Here is a 16486-nt window from a genome sequence, read left to right as displayed (position 1 = left end):
ATTCTGCAACCCTGCAACCCTGCAACCCTGCAACACTCAGACACTGCAGGACATGCCTGCGTAGCGATGGATTATTTCGCCACCAGCTGAAACTGCTTGCCTATCGCGCCGGCCATCGCCAGCAGCGCATCGAGGGTGAATTTTTCGGTTTTCTGATTCACCACGTCAGAGACGCGCGGGCGGGTAACGTGCATGATCTGCGCGGCCTGGTGCTGCTTAATATTGCCCGCTTTGATCCAGTCAGCGATCTCCGCCATCACCTGTTTTTTCATCGCCTGCAGGCGACGGATCTCCTCGTCAGAGTCGCGCAGCAGCGCTGCCGCCTGGGCATCATCAAACCCGAGGTCGCTAAAGATATTATCCTCCGCCCGGGTCAGATGGCGGCTGGCAGTGTCAATTTTATCGCTCATACTTTGCTCCTGGTCCTTTCCGCAATCACTTCGCGATAGCGGGTTTTGATGATAACAACATCTTCGTTACGCGTTTTCTGCGATTTTTTAATAAAGCTGTGCAGCACGTAAAGTCGTTCGGCAAACTTTGCCACATACACCACCCGGCCAGAGTGATGTTCGTCGTTCAACCGGATCTCCACCACTCCCGCCCCCCAGTCTGCAATCACTTTAAAGTCGGCGGGGTCTTCACCAAACTGAACCTTACGCAACTCCCTGCCTGCCAGCGCCCGCAGCGTCAGCGGCAGCTGTTTCAGATCGTCCAGTGAGCTGCCGCGCCAGTCGATCGTCTTCGGTCGCAGGTGTTGTTCCGTTGTGTGCGTCATTAAGCCTCCCTGAGTGTATAAGTTTTTGTACAACACGCAAGTGGGGCCAGCACGTTAAGTTCATTCGTGATGGCCGGCTCCGGCGGTTGACCGAGTGCACAGGGTAAGCCCTGAGCGGATGGCGGTCATCATCGTGGCGCAGGCGCGTGTCAGATCCTGATAGCGTTACGTAAAATTAGCGGGGAAGGGGCACGAAATGAGAATTCTGGCCCCTGCCGCATAAGAATTATCGCGGCAGGGGCCGGGGTGAAAGAACCGGCTGCGCTGAAAGGCGCAGGCCCGGCGGAGCTCAGGCATCAGGTCAGACCGCGTGCTCCTGAAGCTGCTGCATAAACGTCTGTACCCATTTTACGCGCAGCTTGCGCTCGTCAAGATCGCGCATAAACTTCAGGCGGGTCGGGCCGTCCAGCCGCCAGTGCTGCGGCTCCTTCTGCAGCAGACCGATCAGCCACATCGGGTCAACCTTATTCTTCTCGGCGAATTCGATATAGCCGCCTTTCTCGCTGGCCTCCAGCTTGCGAATACCCAACGCTCTGGCGGCCAGCCGCAGCCCGGCGATATCCAGCAGATTGCGGGCGGCATCCGGCAGCAGGCCAAACCGGTCGATCAGCTCCACTTTCAGGTCGTCCAGCTCGCCGGCCTGCTGGGCGCTGGCAATACGCTTATAGAACGACAGTCGGGTGTTGACGTCAGGAATAAAATCATCCGGCAGCAGCGACGGCATCCGCAGCTCAATCTCCGTCTGGTTGCTGGTCAGATCCTCCAGCGACGGCTCGCGCCCCTCTTTCAGCGCATCCACCGCGTTCTCCAGCAGCTCCATATACAGCGAGAAGCCGATGGTTTCCATCTGGCCGCTCTGGCCTTCGCCGAGCAGTTCGCCAGCGCCGCGGATCTCCAGATCGTGGGTGGCCAGCGCGAAACCGGCCCCCAGATCTTCCAGCGAAGCGATGGCCTCAAGGCGCTTATGCGCATCGGTGGTCATCGCTTTCGGGTGGGGCGTCAGCAGCCAGGCGTACGCCTGATGGTGCGAACGACCCACGCGACCGCGCAGCTGGTGCAGCTGTGCCAGGCCGAAGTGATCGGCGCGCTCGATGATAATGGTATTGGCGGTGGGGATATCGATGCCGGTCTCAATGATGGTGGTACACACCAGCACGTTAAAGCGCTGGTGGTGAAAATCGTTCATCACCCGTTCCAGCTCGCGTTCGCGCATCTGACCGTGGCCGATGGCCACCCGGGCCTCCGGCACCAGATCGCTGATGCGCTTCGCCGCTTTCTCGATATTTTCCACATCGTTGTACAGATAATAGACCTGGCCGCCGCGCAGCACTTCGCGCAGCAGCGCTTCGCGCACCACCAGCTCGTCGTACTCGCGGACGAAGGTTTTTACCGCCAGGCGGCGGGCCGGTGGCGTGGCGATAATCGACAGATCGCGCATGCCGCTCATCGCCATATTCAGGGTGCGCGGGATCGGGGTGGCGGTCAGCGTCAGAATATCGACGTCCGAGCGCATCGCCTTGATGCGCTCTTTATGGCGCACGCCAAATCGGTGCTCTTCATCGACGATCAGCAGCCCCAGGTCGCGCCATTTGATCTCGCTCTGCAGCAGTTTATGGGTGCCGATCAGAATATCGACCTTGCCTTCCCGCGCCTCTTCCAGCACCTGCGCCTGCTCCTTTGCGGTACGGAAGCGGGACAGCACCTCGATGCGCACCGGCCAGTTGGCAAAGCGATCGCGGAAGTTGTCGTAGTGCTGCTGCGCCAGCAGGGTGGTCGGTACCAGCACCGCCACCTGCTTGTGGTTCTCTACCGCCAGGAAGGCGGCACGCATCGCCACTTCCGTTTTACCAAAGCCGACGTCACCACATACCAGCCTGTCCATCGCCAGCGGCTGACACATATCGCTGAGCACGGCGTTAATCGCCTGCGCCTGGTCCGGGGTGGTTTCAAACGGGAAGCTTTCACAGAACAGCTGGTACTGCTGCTTATCATGCTTAAAGGCAAAGCCGGTCTTCGCCGCGCGCTGGGCATAAATATCCAGCAGTTCGGCGGCGACGTCGCGCACTTTCTCTGCTGCTTTTTGTCGGGCGCGTGACCAGGCGTCGCTGCCCAGCTTGTGCAGCGGGGCGCTCTCATCGGCACCACCGGCATAGCGGCTAATCAGGTGTAGCGAGGAGACCGGCACGTAGAGTTTGGCGTCGCCGGCGTAGGCCAGCATCAGGTATTCGGCCTTGATACCGCCGGTTTCCAGGGTGGTCAGGCCAATATAGCGCCCGACGCCGTGCTCCAGATGCACCACCGGCTGCCCCGGATGCAGCTCGGCGAGGTTGCGGATCAGTACGTCGGGGTTGATGGTACGGCGACTGTCCTGGCGACGACGGCTGACCCGCTCGCCCAGCAGGTCGCTCTCGCAGATCAGCGCACGGTGGCGCAGGCCGTCGATAAAGCCGTGCTCGCTGGCGCCGATCAGCAGGTAGTGACCCGGTTGGCGGGCATCATGCAGCGCGTCGATCGGCTGCGGTTTCAGCTTAATCCGCGCCAGCAGCTCCTGCAGCGTTTCGCGGCGGCCTTCACTCTCTACCGAGAACACCACCGGGCCGTCAAACTCTTCAAGGAAGCGGCGCAGCGCGTCCAGCGGCGCTTTCGCCTGGGCCTGCACCGCCAGGTCCGGCAGCGGCTGGTACTGCAGGTTACGGTTAGCGGCTTTATCGGCCAGCTGCTCCGTTGCCAGCTGTATCCGCGGCCACTGCTTCAGTTCGCCAAACAGCTCGTCCGCGCGCAGCCACAGTGAAGGGGGCGGCAGTAACGGGCGCATCGGGTCAACGCGGCGATTCTCATAGCGGGCATTGACGTCCTGCCAGAAACGTTCGCTGCTGGCCTCAAGGTCGCCGGTGCTGACCAGCAGAGTTGAGGCGGGCAGATAGCTGAACAACGTCGGCAGTGGGCCGTCAAAAAACAGCGGCTGCCAGTACTCGATACCGGCAGGCAGGGTGCCCTTGCTCACCTGCTGGTAGATGTGTTCCGGTTCGCGCCTGACGTCGAACCGCTCACGCCACTGGCTGCGAAACAGTTCGATCGCATTTTTATCGGTAGGGAACTCATGGGCCGGCAGCAGATTGATCGCCGTCACCTCTTCCAGCGTGCGCTGGCTGTCGGTGTCGAACAGGCGCAGGCTGTCAATTTCATCATCGAAAAAGTCGATGCGGTACGGGCGGTCGCTGCCCATCGGGTAGAGGTCCAGCAGGGCTCCGCGGGTAGCGAATTCACCGTGGGCCATCACCTGATCGACGCTGCGGTAACCCGCCTGCTCCAGCTGGCTGCGCAGCGCGTCTCGCGACAGCTGCTGCCCTTTGCGCATCACCAGCGCATGGCCGTGCAGATAGCCGTGCGGGCAGACGCGCTGCATCAGCGTGTTCACCGGCAGGATCAGCAGGCCGCGGGTCATCGTTGGCAGCTGGTACAGCGTGGAAAGCCGCGAGGAGATAATCTCCTGGTGCGGGGAGAAGCTGTCGTAGGGCAGCGTCTCCCAGTCGGCCAGCGCGATCACCGGGCAGTCGGTAAACTGGCGTATCTCATCCTGCAGGCGCAGGGCATTTTGCATATCCGGCGCGATCAACATCACCGGACCGGCGTGGCGTTCAACAATTTCGGCACACTCTACGGCGCAGGCTGCACCGGTTAACTGCCCCAGTTGGCGCAGGTCGCCCGCCTTTGCCGGCAGGTCATAACGGTAATGTTCAGGCATAATCAGTTCGGCGTTCTCATATCTCAAAGGAGAGCGGGAACCCGGCGGCCGGCCTGCCAGTTGACGGCTCTGTTGCCGCAGGGCTTTCCCATTTCAGCCCGGCGAGTATAACTCTAAATGGTTGAAGTTGCAGTGGCCAGGCGGATTATCCTGGCGTTAAACGCGCGCGGTTGCGCACTCAGACGACGCCGCTATTATCCTCCTCGACCGCCTGCTGGATGCGCTGCAAAATATCCGGGAATGCCGACTGGACACGGCTCCAGCTGGGGATAAAGGGTTTTTCATTAGGGCGCTCGATAAACGACTGACCGGCTTCCAGAATCGACTGGGTGAACATCTCCACCGCCGCCTCCTCAACGTGCTGATCAAATCTCAGGCCGTTCATCATCGCGTCATGGCTGTAAATTTCCATCACGTCCAGCGCGTAGCGGTAGTAGGTGGCTTTCAGCACGCGGAACGAATCGCTGGTGATGTTCACCCCCATGGTGGCCATTTTACGCAGCAGCGACTGTACGATATCGTTGCTCATGCGGCGCAGGCCGCCGCTGCCATCCTCTTCCGACAGCGGCTGGTGTTTATGATCGTAGTTGTCGGCGATCTCCACCTGGCAGCTCTGCCGGGTGGTGTAGTTGCGGTAAATCTCCGACAGGACGCCGATCTCCAGCCCCCAGTCGCCGGGAATTTTGATGCCGTTGAGCACCTGGGTGCGCATGGCAAACTCGCCGGAGAGCGGGTAACGAAAGCTGGCAAGATAGTCGAGGTACTCGGAGTGGCCGTAAACCTTCTGCAGCGCCCGCAGCAGCGGGCCGACCAGCAGGCGGCCCACGCGGCCGTTCAGCTTGCCGTCCGCCACCCGGGCGTAAAAGCCTTTGCAGAATTCGTACTCGAAATTTGGATTAGCCAGCGGATAGAGCAGACGCGCCAGCATGCCGCGCTCATAGGTAACGATATCGCAGTCGTGCAGCGCCACGCAGTGTGAGCGGTCAGAGGCGAGGGTGTAGCCGGTGCAGAACCAGACGTTGCGCCCTTTTCCGGGTTGCGAAGGCGACAGTCCCTCCTTATCCAGCTCGGCGTCCAGCGCTTTCAGCCGCGGCCCGTCGTTCCACAAAATGCGGTGACGCTGTGGCAGGCGGGAGAAGAACTCCCGCGCGTGCAGAAACTGGTCGCGGTCAGCGCGGTCCAGGCCGATCACAATCTCGGCCAGATAAGGCACTTTCGCCAGTTCTTCGACGATATTTCCCAGCGCCGGGCCTTCAAGTTCTGAAAACAGCGAAGGCAGGATCAGCCCCATCTTACGTTTGCGTGAAAAGCGTACCAGATCCTTTTCCAGCTCTTTAAGCGGGCGCTCAGTCAGATTGTGGAAATTGGTAATCACCCCGTTCTGGTAAAAATCGCTCATCGCATTCCCCTGTCAGACTCGTGAACACTCAGGTTTGAGTGATAAAAAAATCCAGCCCTTCGCTCCAGCCCTGCGGGCCGGCGTGCGCGGTGCGATACACCGCCGGATTTGCTGCGCGCTGCAGCAGCAGCGGGTTTTTACTGAAACCTTTAATCACCACGGCAAAATCGACGCTGTCCAGCATCGGGGCATCGTTAGGGCTGTCACCCAGGCCAATGGTCAGCGGGGCCGCAGCGCCAAACGGCGTCTCCTGCAGCAGCCAGCGCAGCGCGCTGCCCTTGTCCCAGCCCTGCGGCATCACGTGCCAGAAACGTCCTCCCTGCACCAGCGCCAGCCCTTCCTCCGCCAGACGTTGCCCGAATAGCGCGAAGCGCGCGTGGTCATCGCGCCAGATCAGGCTTTCTGACGCCTCGCGCATTTTAGCCAGCGCGGCGTCGCCCGGCGACAGGCCGGTCCAGTCGGCGATCTCTTTTTCGGTGACGTCAGAAAAACCGGTGAACTTAAACCCCTCACGCTGCCTGAGCCGCAGCAGGGTATGACACAGGCTGGCGTAATCCGGGCCGGGATGATGACGCAGCGGGCCGCCCGGCGCACCGTCCCACTGCACCAGCGCACCGTTCTCGCTGATAAACGGCGCGCTGCCAAGCCCCAGCGCCCGCTGCAGCGGCACAATCTCAGTGGCGGTTTTACTGGAGCAGATGACGATCGGGATCCGCGCTTCCTGCAGGCGGTCCAGCCAGGCCTGTGCAGGTTGCCAGCTGTAGGTGTGATGATCGAGCAGTGAGCCGTCGAGATCGGTGACGATCGTCAGTGGATCCTGCAGAGTCGGCATAGATACCCCCCGGTTATCAAATCAGCAGGCAGCAGCAGTGCTGCGAAGGTGATGGCGAACGTGTTGCTGGTATTAAGGTAAACATAGCGCGGCAGCTCAGGCGCCGTTAGCAAGTATAGACGCTGTGACAGAAGGGGAATCGCGGGTAAAAAAAAGCCCGCGCTGCGCGGGCAAAATCCTTGTTACTTTTTAGGTTGACCGCACCTTTAGGGGTGATGCAGTGGGAACATTCTACGTTTTTCTGCGGACAGAAGTCTCATCACCAATTGTTAAGAAAACGAAAAAGTCAGCAATTACGCAGCTTTACCCGTCTTTACCGGCAGAACAGGCGATAGTGTCTATACTGGAACAGGTGCTGAGCACAGATAACACTGATAACGGAGAGAATATGGATTTTATTCGAATTGTGATTGCGATTCTTTTACCACCACTGGGCGTCTTTATGCAGGTCGGCTTTGCCGGTGCGTTCTGGCTTAACATCCTGTTGACGCTGTGCGGCTATATTCCGGGTATCGTGCATGCGGTGTGGATCATAGCGCGGCGATAATCTCGCTTATTCGTAAGAAAACCCACGTTAACGCGTGGGTTTTTTTATGGTCAGTAATAAAATCCAGGCAGAGAATTATCAGGTTAAGGGTTAGAAAGCCGTCAATAATTAGCCTTAAAACTATTTTTTTAAGCCGGTATCGTGGAAACACCACCGGGGTTTAAACTGAATTCAGTTCATCATCGTCGGAAACTATCAGATCATAATTATCTTTGTGCCGGAATAAATATCCGTGCCTGACGAGATCCGATCGTTTAAATGAAGCGATTGCGCAAAAAAAAACGGGCGCTCGTCTGCACGAGGCCCGTCAGGGTAATACTTTTTACTTATGACGTTCGTGAATCAGAACGTCTCCCAGTTATCCCCGTCAGCCAGCGCCGGCTTTGCCGTTACCGGCAGCGCTTTTTTACCGCTGACGCTGGCGGTGCGCAGCGGGGCAGCGGCGTAGGTGTTCAGCTTGAAGGTGGCAACCGCCTGGGTCAGGCGGGCCGCCTGTTCTTCCAGTGAGGCGGCGGCGGCAGAGGCTTCCTCCACCAGCGAGGCGTTCTGCTGGGTGACGTTGTCCATCTCGGTTACCGCCTGGCTGACCTGTTCAATGCCCCGGCTCTGCTCGTCTGAGGCGGCAGCGATCTCCGCCATAATATCGGTGACGCGGCGCACCGCGTCGACGATGCCGCTCATGGTATCGCCGGCGTGTGCCACTTCGCTGGAGCCTTTGCCGATCAGATCCACCGACTCGGCAATCAGGCCTTCAATCTCTTTTGCGGCACCGGCGCTGCGCTGCGCCAGGTTACGCACTTCGCTGGCCACTACCGCAAAACCACGGCCCTGCTCGCCGGCGCGCGCCGCTTCCACCGCGGCGTTCAGCGCCAGGATATTGGTCTGGAAGGCGATGCTGTTGATCACCGTGGTGATCTCAGCAATTTTCTTCGAGCTGGCGGAGATGTTGTTCATGGTGGTCACCACGCCGTTGACGATAGCCCCACCGTCGCGCGCGCGGCCGGAGGCTTCTGCCGCCAGCTGGCTGGCATGGTGCGCGTTCTCGGCGTTCTGTTTCACCGTCGAGGTCAGCTGCTCCATGCTGGCGGCCGTCTGCTCCAGCGCGGCAGCCTGCTGTTCGGTACGTGAGGAGAGATCGGTGTTACCCGCGGAGATCTCACCTGACCCCTGGTAAATCGCCACCGCACCTTCACGTACGGTACCCACGGTGGTGACCAGCGACTGCTGCATCAGCTGCAGATGGTGGCCCAGCGTGCCAATTTCACTGCGTCCCCACTGCTGCTGCGGTGCGGTCAGATCGCCGGCGGAAATCTGCTCAATGCGTTCCACCGCGTGGCGCATCGGTGCAATCACCACGCGCTTAAGGAAGATAAAGGTCGCCAGCGTCAGCAACAGCGCCAGTGCAAAGGCCGCAGCCATCATGATAAAGCCAAGGCGGGTTTGCGCGGCCGCTTCAGCATTCATGCTTTCGGCGCGCTCGGTGCGGATCTTCACCGCTTTGAGCAGCACGGCGTTATAGGCGTCATCAAATTTACGGGTGTAGTCGGTTTCCTGGGCAATCACCCCTTCAAAGCTGCCGTCGTTGGCGCTTTTCAACATCGGCAGCAGGCCCTTCTCAAGGTACTCACCGAAGCGGGTCTTCAGCTCGGCGTCCAGCGCGGTGTCGGCCGGCGTTTTCACCCGGCGCTGCTCGTAGCGGGCAAAGCTGTCGCGCGCCTGCTGGATGCGCTTTTCTGTGGTGTCGAGATTGGCCTTAAACTCCTCCATTTCTCCGATGCGCGCCGAAGCACCCGCGTGGATCACCGTCAGGCGTGCCGTACGCAGATTATTAGAGCTGTTCGACAATGCCATACGCACCTGGATCTCTTCGGTGACGTCATTAAGCGACTGATTACTATGGATAAGAAAGTAACTGGCGAGGCCGATACACAAGGCGAAAAGTAACAGAATGCCACCCAGAATGGTGGCAAACAGCGGGACCAGGCGGAGATGCTGCCAAAAACTAACGGTCTGCTGCGCGTCATTTTGTTGTAGTTTCATATCCTATGCTCTCTGATGGGGACGAAGATACGCTCCGGTCGTCCTGTTAACATCGGCATTGGAAAGGAAACGCTTAGCGGGGAAGTGGGAGGTGCTTCACAAAATTGACATTGAGTGCTGAAGCATTCAGACGGGACGTCTCCCGTCTGCGCCGGCGTTATCTCAGATTGACATAGATACCGCTGGTCACATTGTCTGCCAGCCGGACAACATGATAAATAACCTGCTTTTTGTGGGTTTTAATTTTGCGTTTTATATTTCCTTTGTGTGAGGAAACCGTTTTTGCTTTGATTTGCAGTTTGTCAGATATCTGAATCGTATCATGGCCTGACATCCACATTCTCAGCATGCAGGATTCCGTCCTGCTCAGCGTCAGCGGGTGAACGTCTGAACCCGACAGGTAGCGCGAGGCGTGGCCACAGCGCTGCTGGATGTAGGTGCTGAGCAGTTCGTCGAGGGTGCCGGGTTTGATCGACTTAGAGGTAATAATCAGGTTTTTTCGGACATATAAATACTCTTCAAAATGAATGTTCGAGATCGCCATAAATATAAAAAATAACGTATCCGGATGCTGCAGGATGATGTTTCTCAGTAACTGACTGGCATCGGCTTCGTGAATAAAAGAGTCTTCATTGATAAAAACTACGCCTGGCCTGTACTTTTTACAGTAACTTTGTAACTGACTGGTTTCCGTTACCGTAATAATGTTCTTTTTTCTCAGCCCTTTCCCGAGTAGGTAATCATTCAGTCCCAGCCGCGTATAGTTACATGAATCCATAATCATTGTTGGCATAATAGCGACCCTTAGAGAAATGAAGGCACGACCTGAGGGATATTCCTCAAAAGAGATGCAATTTCCGGACCTGTTATTGGGGTAAAACTCAGCCCATCACAGGGCGCGGAACCTAAGTAAAATGCTGGTGTTGGCGAAAAAATAAAATTTAAAACATTGCGATAAGAGGCATCCCTGAGCAGGTTTTTTCAGACATGTCTTAGCGTTTCCATGATTAAAATACGCTAACTGCTCATTAATAAAAATATTTTTCACTGTTAATTTACACTTATCAGAATTTCCTTATGGAAAAGTGTAAAGCTTTGAACCTATTACTGACGTAATACATTTGAATGACTTAAGTTTCCGAAGGGTTAGTCTGACGTTTATCTAGCGTGCCGGCATTTCATTCAGCAACGTTGATAACAGGTCGAAGATCTCGCTAAACAGATGTTCGCAGAACGGCGCCAGCAGCGGCATCATCAGAATGATAAACACCATCCCCAGGGTTAGCGTGATGGGGAAGCCGATAGCAAATACCGAGAGCTGGGGGGCCACACGGTTGAGCAGGCCCAGAGAGAGGTTAAGCGTCAGCAGCAGGGTGATCAGCGGCAGCGCCAGCTTCAGACCGTTAAGGAAAATCAGGCCGGCCGCGTTGGTAAGCGCAAAAAAAGCATGACTGTTCAGGGGTTCACCGCCTACCGGCAGGGTGTGGAAACTGTCGGCAAGCAGCGAAATCAGCCACAGGTGGCCGTTAAAGGTCAGAAACAGCAGCATGGCCAGCATATCGAGAAAACGGGCCAGCACCGGCATATTCAGGCGGCTGCCGGGGTCAAAGAAGGTGGCGAAAGAGAGCCCCATCTGCAGGCCGATTACTTCACCGGCGGTACGCACGGCGGCAAACGCCAGCTGCAGCGTAAACCCGGTGGCTACGCCAATCAGGATCTGCTGGATCAGCAGCCAGAAACCGCCGACGGAGAACAGGGTGACGTTGGTCGGTGGTAAAGAGGGGATCAGCACCCAGGTGATCATCACGCCAAGGCCGAGTTTGACCTTGCGGCTGATCGACTTCTCGCTCAGCAGCGGGGCGGTCATGATCAGCGCCAGCACGCGCGCCAGCGGCCAGAAAAACTGACTGATCCAGAACAGAAGCTGGCTGCTGTCGAACTGAATCATCAGCCGATCATATAAGGCAAATTGCTGAACAGGGTGCGCATATAATCCAGCACCAGGCTCAGCATCCACGGCCCGGCGATCACAATAGTGGCGACCACGGCGAGGATTTTCGGGATAAATGACAGCGTCTGTTCATTGATCTGGGTAGCGGCCTGCAGCAGGCTGATAATCAGCCCGCTGAGCAGGGCGGCCAGCAGCAGCGGAGCGGCCAGCGCCAGCGCCACCTTCAGGGCGTCATGGCCAAGCTGCATTACCGATTCGGGTGTCATGCGTTGCTCCGGTTAGGAATAAAAACTCTGCGCCAGCGAACCCACCAGCAACTGCCAGCCGTCGACCAGCACAAACAGCATCAGCTTGAACGGTAGCGAGATGGTTGCGGGGGGCACCATCATCATCCCCAGCGCCATCAGCACGCTGGCCACCACCAGGTCGATAATCAGGAACGGAATAAATACGGTGAAGCCAATCTGGAACGCGGTTTTCAGCTCGCTGGTGACGTACGCGGGCACCAGAATCCGCATCGGTACCGCTTCCGGCCCGGCCAGCGGCGGCGTGTTGGCCAGCCGGGCGAACAGCGCCAGGTCAGCTTCACGCGTCTGGCGCAGCATAAATTCGCGCAGCGGCTGGGCGCCTTTATCCATCGCTTCCTGCATGCTGATTTTGTCTTCGCTGAACGGCAGATAGGCGTCGGAATAGATCCTGTCGAATACCGGGCCCATAATAAAGAAGGTCAGAAACAGCGCCAGACCGAGCAGCACCTGGTTCGGCGGTGCCGACGGCGTACCGAGGGCGTTGCGCAGCAGGCCAAACACGATAATGATGCGGGTGAAGCTGGTCATCATCAGCAGGATCGCCGGCAGGAAGGTCAGCGAGGTGATAAACACCAGCGTCTGCACCGGCAGCGACCAGCTCTGGCCGCCCCCGGCGAGCGGTTTGCTGATAAGCCCCGGTAACTGGGCATAGACGTTGGGTGCCAGCATCAGCAGCGACAGCACCAGCAGCGGCAGTATGCGTTTCATTTTTGCTTTTGGCCTTTAAGAAGCGACTGGAGGAGCTGACGGAAATCGGCCGGCGCCTGTGGCGGTGTGGATGAGGTCGGTTCAGGGGCCGGGGGCAGGGTGTGCAGATGGGTAATCTGCTGGGCGGTAACGCCCAGCACCAGCCGGGCGCCCTCAACATCCACTACCACGACGCGTTCGCGCTGCCCCAGCTGGCAGCTGGCGCTGACGTTCAGCGTTGCGCCCCGGCCACGTTTCGGTGTCAGGCCCACTCGCTTCGCCAGCCAGGCACAGGCAAGGATCAGCAGAATAATGGCGGCCAGCACGCCGCTGACCTGGGTAAGCACCGATGCGGAAGAGACCGCGGGCTGGCCGACCACCGGCTGTGACGGCTGGGTAGTGTTCACTTAGCGGCTCAGGCGGCGCATGCGTTCGGACGGGGTAATGATGTCGGTAATGCGCACGCCGTACTTATCGGCGACCACCACCACTTCCCCCTGGGCAATCAGATAGCCGTTGATCAGGATATCCAGCGGTTCACCCGCCAGGCCATCCAGCGCCACCACCGAGCCCTGCGTCAGGCGCAGCAGCTCCTTAATGGTCATCTTGGTGCGGCCCAGTTCCACGGTCAGTTTGACCGGAATGTCCATAATCAGGTCGATATCCTGCAGCGATCCGCTGACGTCACCGGCTTCCAGTGATTTGAAAATCCCCGCCGTTGAGGCAGAGGTGGTGCTCGCCTGCTCATTCATCGCATCAGCCCACAGGTCGTCCGCGGAGATGTCGTTGTCGGACGGCTTATTGATGTCACTCATGGGGCTGTTCCTCATTCATCGAGTTCAAAATCGGGTTAATCAGGTGTTCCACGCGCAGCGCATACTGCTTATTCAGCGTGCCGTACTGGCTGGTCAACACCGGTACGCCATCCACATGGGCGATAATGCGGTCCGGTTTTTCAATCGGCAGCACGTCGCCAGGTTTCAGCGCCAGCAGGCGGGAGATACGCATCGAAATGTCGGCGAAGTTAGCCACCAGCTCCAGTTCGGAGTGTTGCACCTGTTTCACCAGCGTATCGCGCCAGTTCTCATCTTCGCGCCGCGAGTTCTCCAGCGGCGGGTTGACCAGCGTTTCACGCAGCGGTTCGATCATGCTGAACGGGATGCAGATGGTGAACTCACCGGTCAGGTTACCCACCTCAACCTGGAACGGCGTGGTGACCACGATATCGTTCGGTGACGTGGTAATGTTGGTGAACTTGACCTGCATTTCGGAACGCACATACTCCACGTCCAGCGGATAGATCGGCTTCCAGGCATCGCTGTAGCCATCCAGCGCCAGCTTCAGCATGCGCTGAATCACGCGCTGTTCGGTATGGGTGAACTCGCGCCCCTCAACCTTAGTCGGGAAGCGGCCGTCGCCGCCGAACAGGTTATCTACCGCGATAAACACCAGACCAGGCGAAAACACCACCAGCGCCGTTCCGCGCAGCGGCTTAAGGTGGATCAGATTGAGGTTAGTCGGTACCGGCAGATTACGGGCAAACTCGTGGTAGGGCTGGATCTTGATCGCCCCCACGGTAATATCCGGACTGCGGCGCAGCAGATTAAACAGCGCCATACGATAAGAACGTGCAAAACGCTCGTTAATAATCTCCAGCGCCTGCAGGCGTTCACGCACCACGCGGCGCTGGGTATTGGGATCGTAAGGGCGAATGCCGTTATCGCTACCCTGACTAACCTGATCGTCTGCTGCGCTGTCGCTGTCGCCATTAAGCAGCGCGTCAATTTCTGCCTGAGAAAGAATGCTATCGCCCATAAATTTACATCACCGCAGTATGAAGGCCGTAAACAGTACGTCGGTCACGACCTGCTGGGGTTGTCCTTGCACCAGCGGAGGTGCCAGTACCTGTTTGATCTGTGTTACTAATTCCTGCTTACCCTGCTCATTGGCTAACGTAGCAGCGTTTTGACGCGATAACAGCAGCAGCAGTCGGCTGCGTACTTCCGGTAAATAATCATTCAGACGACGACGGGTATCTTCATCCGGCAAACGCAGGGTAAAGCCTACGTAGAGCACGCGATCCGGATCGTTGTCAGGATTGATCAAATTGACCGTAAAAGTGTCCAGAGCAAAAAACACCGGCGCCGGCGGTGGTTCCGGCTTAGCAGCCGCAGTGGCGTTAGCCGGAGAGTTCATCGAGCGCCAGACTGTATAGCCCGCCACGCTGCAAGCGACCAGAGTTACTACCAGCAACACCGGTATCAGGAGCTTACGTTTGCCGCTTTTGGCTTTAGCGTTATCAGTCATATTAGCTGTAACTTCCTGTGATTATTTTCGGGGGCGGTGCCACCTAATCCGCTAACCCACGGCGTTGCGGGCAAATTATCCCGCGTCCTGAGCCAAACAATAGGCTGAAAAGACGCGGATAATGCCGTCAGCTTACGCGTTTGTAGCCGTCAGGCGAAAATATCGACAGCGCTGGACCCTGCGGCGCGCGCCTGCAGGGCGGCAGGTACGGCAAGAGGCGTCACATCACTGCTATTTTCCGAAGCAAGACTAAACTGGCTTCCGCTGTTATTACGCTGCTGCTCCTGCTGCCCGGCGAAGGACTGGTTCTGCGGGAACGCATCGCTACTTACATTACTTTGACCCAGGTTGATGCCACTCTCAGCCAGGGCACTGCGCAGCTGTGGAAGCGCGGCTTCCAGCGCGGCACGTACCTGACTGTGGTTCGACACCAGACTCAACTGTGCCTGATCATTATCCAGCTTCAGGCTGATCTGGATACTGCCCAGGTCCTGCGGGTGCAGACGTAGTTCGGCGGTCTGCTGCCCGTTACGGCTGAACATCAGGATCTGCTGTCCCAGTGCCTGCTGCCACTCCGTGCTGCCGAGCTGAGAATTAAGCTGCGGCGTGGCCGTTGCGGTGACCAGCGAGCTACCCGCTGGCGTCAGCGGAGCGGTTGCGGCACTGATGGCATTTGTAGTTATCGTCGCATTAGTAGCAGAACTTGAATTTTCTTTATCGATATCTTTACCAATAGTGCTCATAACCTGCTGAAAAGCCGGGCCAGATGCCGATTCTGCCGCGTCTGTAGCCTGATTACCAGCATCGTTGTGGGCGCTCAGCAGGGGCTGGCCGCTGCTGCGTGGCGTGCCGCTGGTGGTGGTGCTGGTCAGCAGGCCGGCTGCGCGCCCGTTTCCGGCATCGGCTTCATCGGTGGCGAGGCCTTCACCTTTACCTGCGGTCTGCGTCGTGCGCGGCACCAGCGTACTGGCCGGCAGCATCGCCTGCAGGGCTTGCAGGGCCTGTAAATCCATGTCGCTGAGCGCGATCGCCGGTTTGAGCTGGCTGTCGTCGTCGCCGATGGCGGCAGGCAGCGTGCCGCTGGTCTGCGGCTGCAGCAGCGCGTTCAGCGCATCCGGTTTGTCCAGCGCGGAGAGCAGATCGCTGAGACGTGACTTCGCCGCGCTCTTGTCAGAGGCGCTCTGTTCCGTGCTGACGTCAGGCAGGGTAGGTTTACCGGTGCCGCTCTGCTGTGCCAGTGAGAGCAGACGGTTGCCCAGCAGGGTCAAAAATTCTGGCTGCGCGCCGTCGCCAGCGGTGGCGGCATCGGTGGATGCGTTGGTATCCGTCGCGAAGGTGCCGGAACGGCTGCTGGTAATCGGCGTGGCTGTCGCTGTCGTCGTGGACGTAGTAACCGGTGTTGGCAAAGGGATCATTCGCCTTTCCTCAATAGTGCCCGTTGGGCAAATTCATCCATCCGTTTCTGATCGAGACGGTTTTCTTGTAATAACGCGTTCGCGGCCGCGCGGGCCTGCAGCGTCTCATAGGCATGCAGCCGCTGCTGTTTGTCGCGCCACAGGTTAAGTGCGCCTTCAACCCGTTGATTCCACTGCGTCAGCTGCTGGCGATGCTGCTGAATGGCCTTCTCCAGCGTCTCAATAAACTGGTGATAGTTGTACCAGCGGGTGCTGGCAATCCCCTGAGTCATGGTGTTATTGAGATTACTGCGGTACTCATCCTGGTAGTTGAGCAGCATGTTCAGCTGCTCATCTGCCTGTTTCTGTGCGCGCCGCATATCGCCTAACTGGATAGCGGCTTTCTCGACATCTTTCAGCGCCAGGTCGCGCAGGGTGTCAATTGCTGAGGCCTGTTTAGCCATAAACCCTCCGGCGGCGAGCTACCCTGTGCTCAGGGCG

17 protein-coding genes are annotated in these 16486 nt (G+C 58.2%); 1 reads left to right on the top strand and 16 read right to left on the bottom strand.

All coding sequences use genetic code 11. The features are described from left to right. Positions 1 to 71: 71 nt before the first annotated feature. The 5 genes from NV64_RS09940 to NV64_RS09920 all read right to left on the bottom strand — a co-directional run bounded on the left by NV64_RS09940 (position 72) and on the right by NV64_RS09920 (position 6751). On the bottom strand, positions 72 to 410 hold the full coding sequence (locus tag NV64_RS09940) for a helix-turn-helix domain-containing protein (protein ID WP_056236563.1): 339 nt from the start codon (positions 408 to 410) through the stop codon (positions 72 to 74). Beyond that, complete coding sequence (locus NV64_RS09935; RefSeq protein ID WP_056236561.1) at positions 407 to 775, bottom strand: type II toxin-antitoxin system RelE/ParE family toxin; 369 nt, start codon at positions 773 to 775, stop codon at positions 407 to 409. Before NV64_RS09935 ends, NV64_RS09940 begins: the two co-directional genes overlap by 4 nt. Before the next feature lie 301 nt (positions 776 to 1076). Next, positions 1077 to 4520 carry a transcription-repair coupling factor gene (gene mfd / locus NV64_RS09930; protein ID WP_101505848.1) on the bottom strand — a complete coding sequence of 1148 codons (3444 nt, stop codon included), beginning with the start codon at positions 4518 to 4520 and terminating at the stop codon, positions 1077 to 1079. A 178-nt stretch (positions 4521 to 4698) separates the two neighbouring features. Further along, positions 4699 to 5919, bottom strand: a complete 1221-nt coding sequence (locus NV64_RS09925) for a glycosyl transferase (RefSeq protein WP_101505839.1) — start codon at positions 5917 to 5919, stop codon at positions 4699 to 4701. Positions 5920 to 5947: 28 nt separating this feature from the next. After that, a complete protein-coding gene (locus tag NV64_RS09920) occupies positions 5948 to 6751 on the bottom strand; it encodes a mannosyl-3-phosphoglycerate phosphatase-related protein (protein WP_056236557.1) in 804 nt (267 codons plus the stop codon). Between the two features lie 388 nt (positions 6752 to 7139). Between NV64_RS09920 and NV64_RS09915 the strand changes: the two genes are divergently transcribed. Further along, positions 7140 to 7298 (top strand): YqaE/Pmp3 family membrane protein, encoded by a 159-nt coding sequence (locus NV64_RS09915; protein WP_072166368.1) that lies wholly within the window; start codon positions 7140 to 7142, stop codon positions 7296 to 7298. A 342-nt stretch (positions 7299 to 7640) separates the two neighbouring features. Here the strand turns inward: NV64_RS09915 and NV64_RS09910 are convergent, their stop codons facing one another. The 11 genes from NV64_RS09910 to fliJ all read right to left on the bottom strand — a co-directional run bounded on the left by NV64_RS09910 (position 7641) and on the right by fliJ (position 16449). Continuing rightward, positions 7641 to 9338, bottom strand: a complete 1698-nt coding sequence (locus NV64_RS09910; protein WP_101505838.1) for a methyl-accepting chemotaxis protein — start codon at positions 9336 to 9338, stop codon at positions 7641 to 7643. A 157-nt stretch (positions 9339 to 9495) separates the two neighbouring features. Continuing rightward, the gene (gene rcsA / locus NV64_RS09905) at positions 9496 to 10131 is read right to left on the bottom strand and encodes a transcriptional regulator RcsA (protein ID WP_056236553.1); all 636 of its coding nucleotides are present in this window, start codon (positions 10129 to 10131) and stop codon (positions 9496 to 9498) included. A 369-nt stretch (positions 10132 to 10500) separates the two neighbouring features. Further along, the gene (gene fliR, locus NV64_RS09900) at positions 10501 to 11286 is read right to left on the bottom strand and encodes a flagellar biosynthetic protein FliR (RefSeq protein WP_056236552.1); all 786 of its coding nucleotides are present in this window, start codon (positions 11284 to 11286) and stop codon (positions 10501 to 10503) included. After that, positions 11286 to 11555 (bottom strand): flagellar biosynthesis protein FliQ, encoded by a 270-nt coding sequence (fliQ, locus tag NV64_RS09895; protein ID WP_056236550.1) that lies wholly within the window; start codon positions 11553 to 11555, stop codon positions 11286 to 11288. The genes fliR and fliQ overlap by 1 nt, the downstream gene beginning before the upstream one ends. Before the next feature lie 12 nt (positions 11556 to 11567). Continuing rightward, on the bottom strand, positions 11568 to 12305 hold the full coding sequence (gene fliP, locus NV64_RS09890; protein WP_056236547.1) for a flagellar type III secretion system pore protein FliP: 738 nt from the start codon (positions 12303 to 12305) through the stop codon (positions 11568 to 11570). Continuing rightward, positions 12302 to 12691 carry a flagellar biosynthetic protein FliO gene (fliO, locus tag NV64_RS09885; protein WP_056236545.1) on the bottom strand — a complete coding sequence of 130 codons (390 nt, stop codon included), beginning with the start codon at positions 12689 to 12691 and terminating at the stop codon, positions 12302 to 12304. The genes fliP and fliO overlap by 4 nt, the downstream gene beginning before the upstream one ends. Then, complete coding sequence (gene fliN, locus NV64_RS09880; RefSeq protein ID WP_056236542.1) at positions 12692 to 13099, bottom strand: flagellar motor switch protein FliN; 408 nt, start codon at positions 13097 to 13099, stop codon at positions 12692 to 12694. Next, positions 13092 to 14099, bottom strand: coding sequence for a flagellar motor switch protein FliM (gene fliM, locus NV64_RS09875; protein ID WP_056236540.1), 1008 nt, complete (start codon positions 14097 to 14099; stop codon positions 13092 to 13094). Before fliM ends, fliN begins: the two co-directional genes overlap by 8 nt. Positions 14100 to 14108: 9 nt before the next feature. Further along, entirely contained in the window at positions 14109 to 14591 is a 483-nt protein-coding gene (gene fliL / locus NV64_RS09870; RefSeq protein ID WP_056236539.1) for a flagellar basal body-associated protein FliL, read from the bottom strand. A 149-nt stretch (positions 14592 to 14740) separates the two neighbouring features. After that, entirely contained in the window at positions 14741 to 16006 is a 1266-nt protein-coding gene (locus NV64_RS09865; RefSeq protein ID WP_101505837.1) for a flagellar hook-length control protein FliK, read from the bottom strand. Then, positions 16003 to 16449: a flagellar export protein FliJ gene (gene fliJ, locus NV64_RS09860; protein WP_056236535.1), complete on the bottom strand. Its 447-nt coding sequence runs from the start codon at positions 16447 to 16449 to the stop codon at positions 16003 to 16005. The genes NV64_RS09865 and fliJ overlap by 4 nt, the downstream gene beginning before the upstream one ends. Positions 16450 to 16486 lie beyond the last annotated feature (37 nt).

It is taken from the genome of Erwinia sp. B116, assembly GCF_002865965.1.
Taxonomy (GTDB): Bacteria; Pseudomonadota; Gammaproteobacteria; order Enterobacterales; family Enterobacteriaceae; genus Erwinia.
Note: the sequence above shows the minus strand (reverse complement) of the source record. Positions and strands in the feature narration are given on the sequence as shown.

Excerpts from the sequence above, each read along its gene's own strand:
- NV64_RS09940 (WP_056236563.1), bottom strand. The coding sequence starts at position 410 with ATGAGCGATAAAATTGACACTGCCAGCCGCCATCTGACCCGGGCGGAG.
- NV64_RS09935 (WP_056236561.1), bottom strand. The coding sequence starts at position 775 with ATGACGCACACAACGGAACAACACCTGCGACCGAAGACGATCGACTGG.
- mfd (WP_101505848.1), bottom strand. The coding sequence starts at position 4,520 with ATGCCTGAACATTACCGTTATGACCTGCCGGCAAAGGCGGGCGACCTG.
- NV64_RS09925 (WP_101505839.1), bottom strand. The coding sequence starts at position 5,919 with ATGAGCGATTTTTACCAGAACGGGGTGATTACCAATTTCCACAATCTG.
- NV64_RS09920 (WP_056236557.1), bottom strand. The coding sequence starts at position 6,751 with ATGCCGACTCTGCAGGATCCACTGACGATCGTCACCGATCTCGACGGC.
- NV64_RS09915 (WP_072166368.1), top strand. The coding sequence starts at position 7,140 with ATGGATTTTATTCGAATTGTGATTGCGATTCTTTTACCACCACTGGGC.
- NV64_RS09910 (WP_101505838.1), bottom strand. The coding sequence starts at position 9,338 with ATGAAACTACAACAAAATGACGCGCAGCAGACCGTTAGTTTTTGGCAG.
- rcsA (WP_056236553.1), bottom strand. The coding sequence starts at position 10,131 with ATGCCAACAATGATTATGGATTCATGTAACTATACGCGGCTGGGACTG.
- fliR (WP_056236552.1), bottom strand. The coding sequence starts at position 11,286 with ATGATTCAGTTCGACAGCAGCCAGCTTCTGTTCTGGATCAGTCAGTTT.
- fliQ (WP_056236550.1), bottom strand. The coding sequence starts at position 11,555 with ATGACACCCGAATCGGTAATGCAGCTTGGCCATGACGCCCTGAAGGTG.
- fliP (WP_056236547.1), bottom strand. The coding sequence starts at position 12,305 with ATGAAACGCATACTGCCGCTGCTGGTGCTGTCGCTGCTGATGCTGGCA.
- fliN (WP_056236542.1), bottom strand. The coding sequence starts at position 13,099 with ATGAGTGACATCAATAAGCCGTCCGACAACGACATCTCCGCGGACGAC.
- fliM (WP_056236540.1), bottom strand. The coding sequence starts at position 14,099 with ATGGGCGATAGCATTCTTTCTCAGGCAGAAATTGACGCGCTGCTTAAT.
- fliL (WP_056236539.1), bottom strand. The coding sequence starts at position 14,591 with ATGACTGATAACGCTAAAGCCAAAAGCGGCAAACGTAAGCTCCTGATA.
- NV64_RS09865 (WP_101505837.1), bottom strand. The coding sequence starts at position 16,006 with ATGATCCCTTTGCCAACACCGGTTACTACGTCCACGACGACAGCGACA.
- fliJ (WP_056236535.1), bottom strand. The coding sequence starts at position 16,449 with ATGGCTAAACAGGCCTCAGCAATTGACACCCTGCGCGACCTGGCGCTG.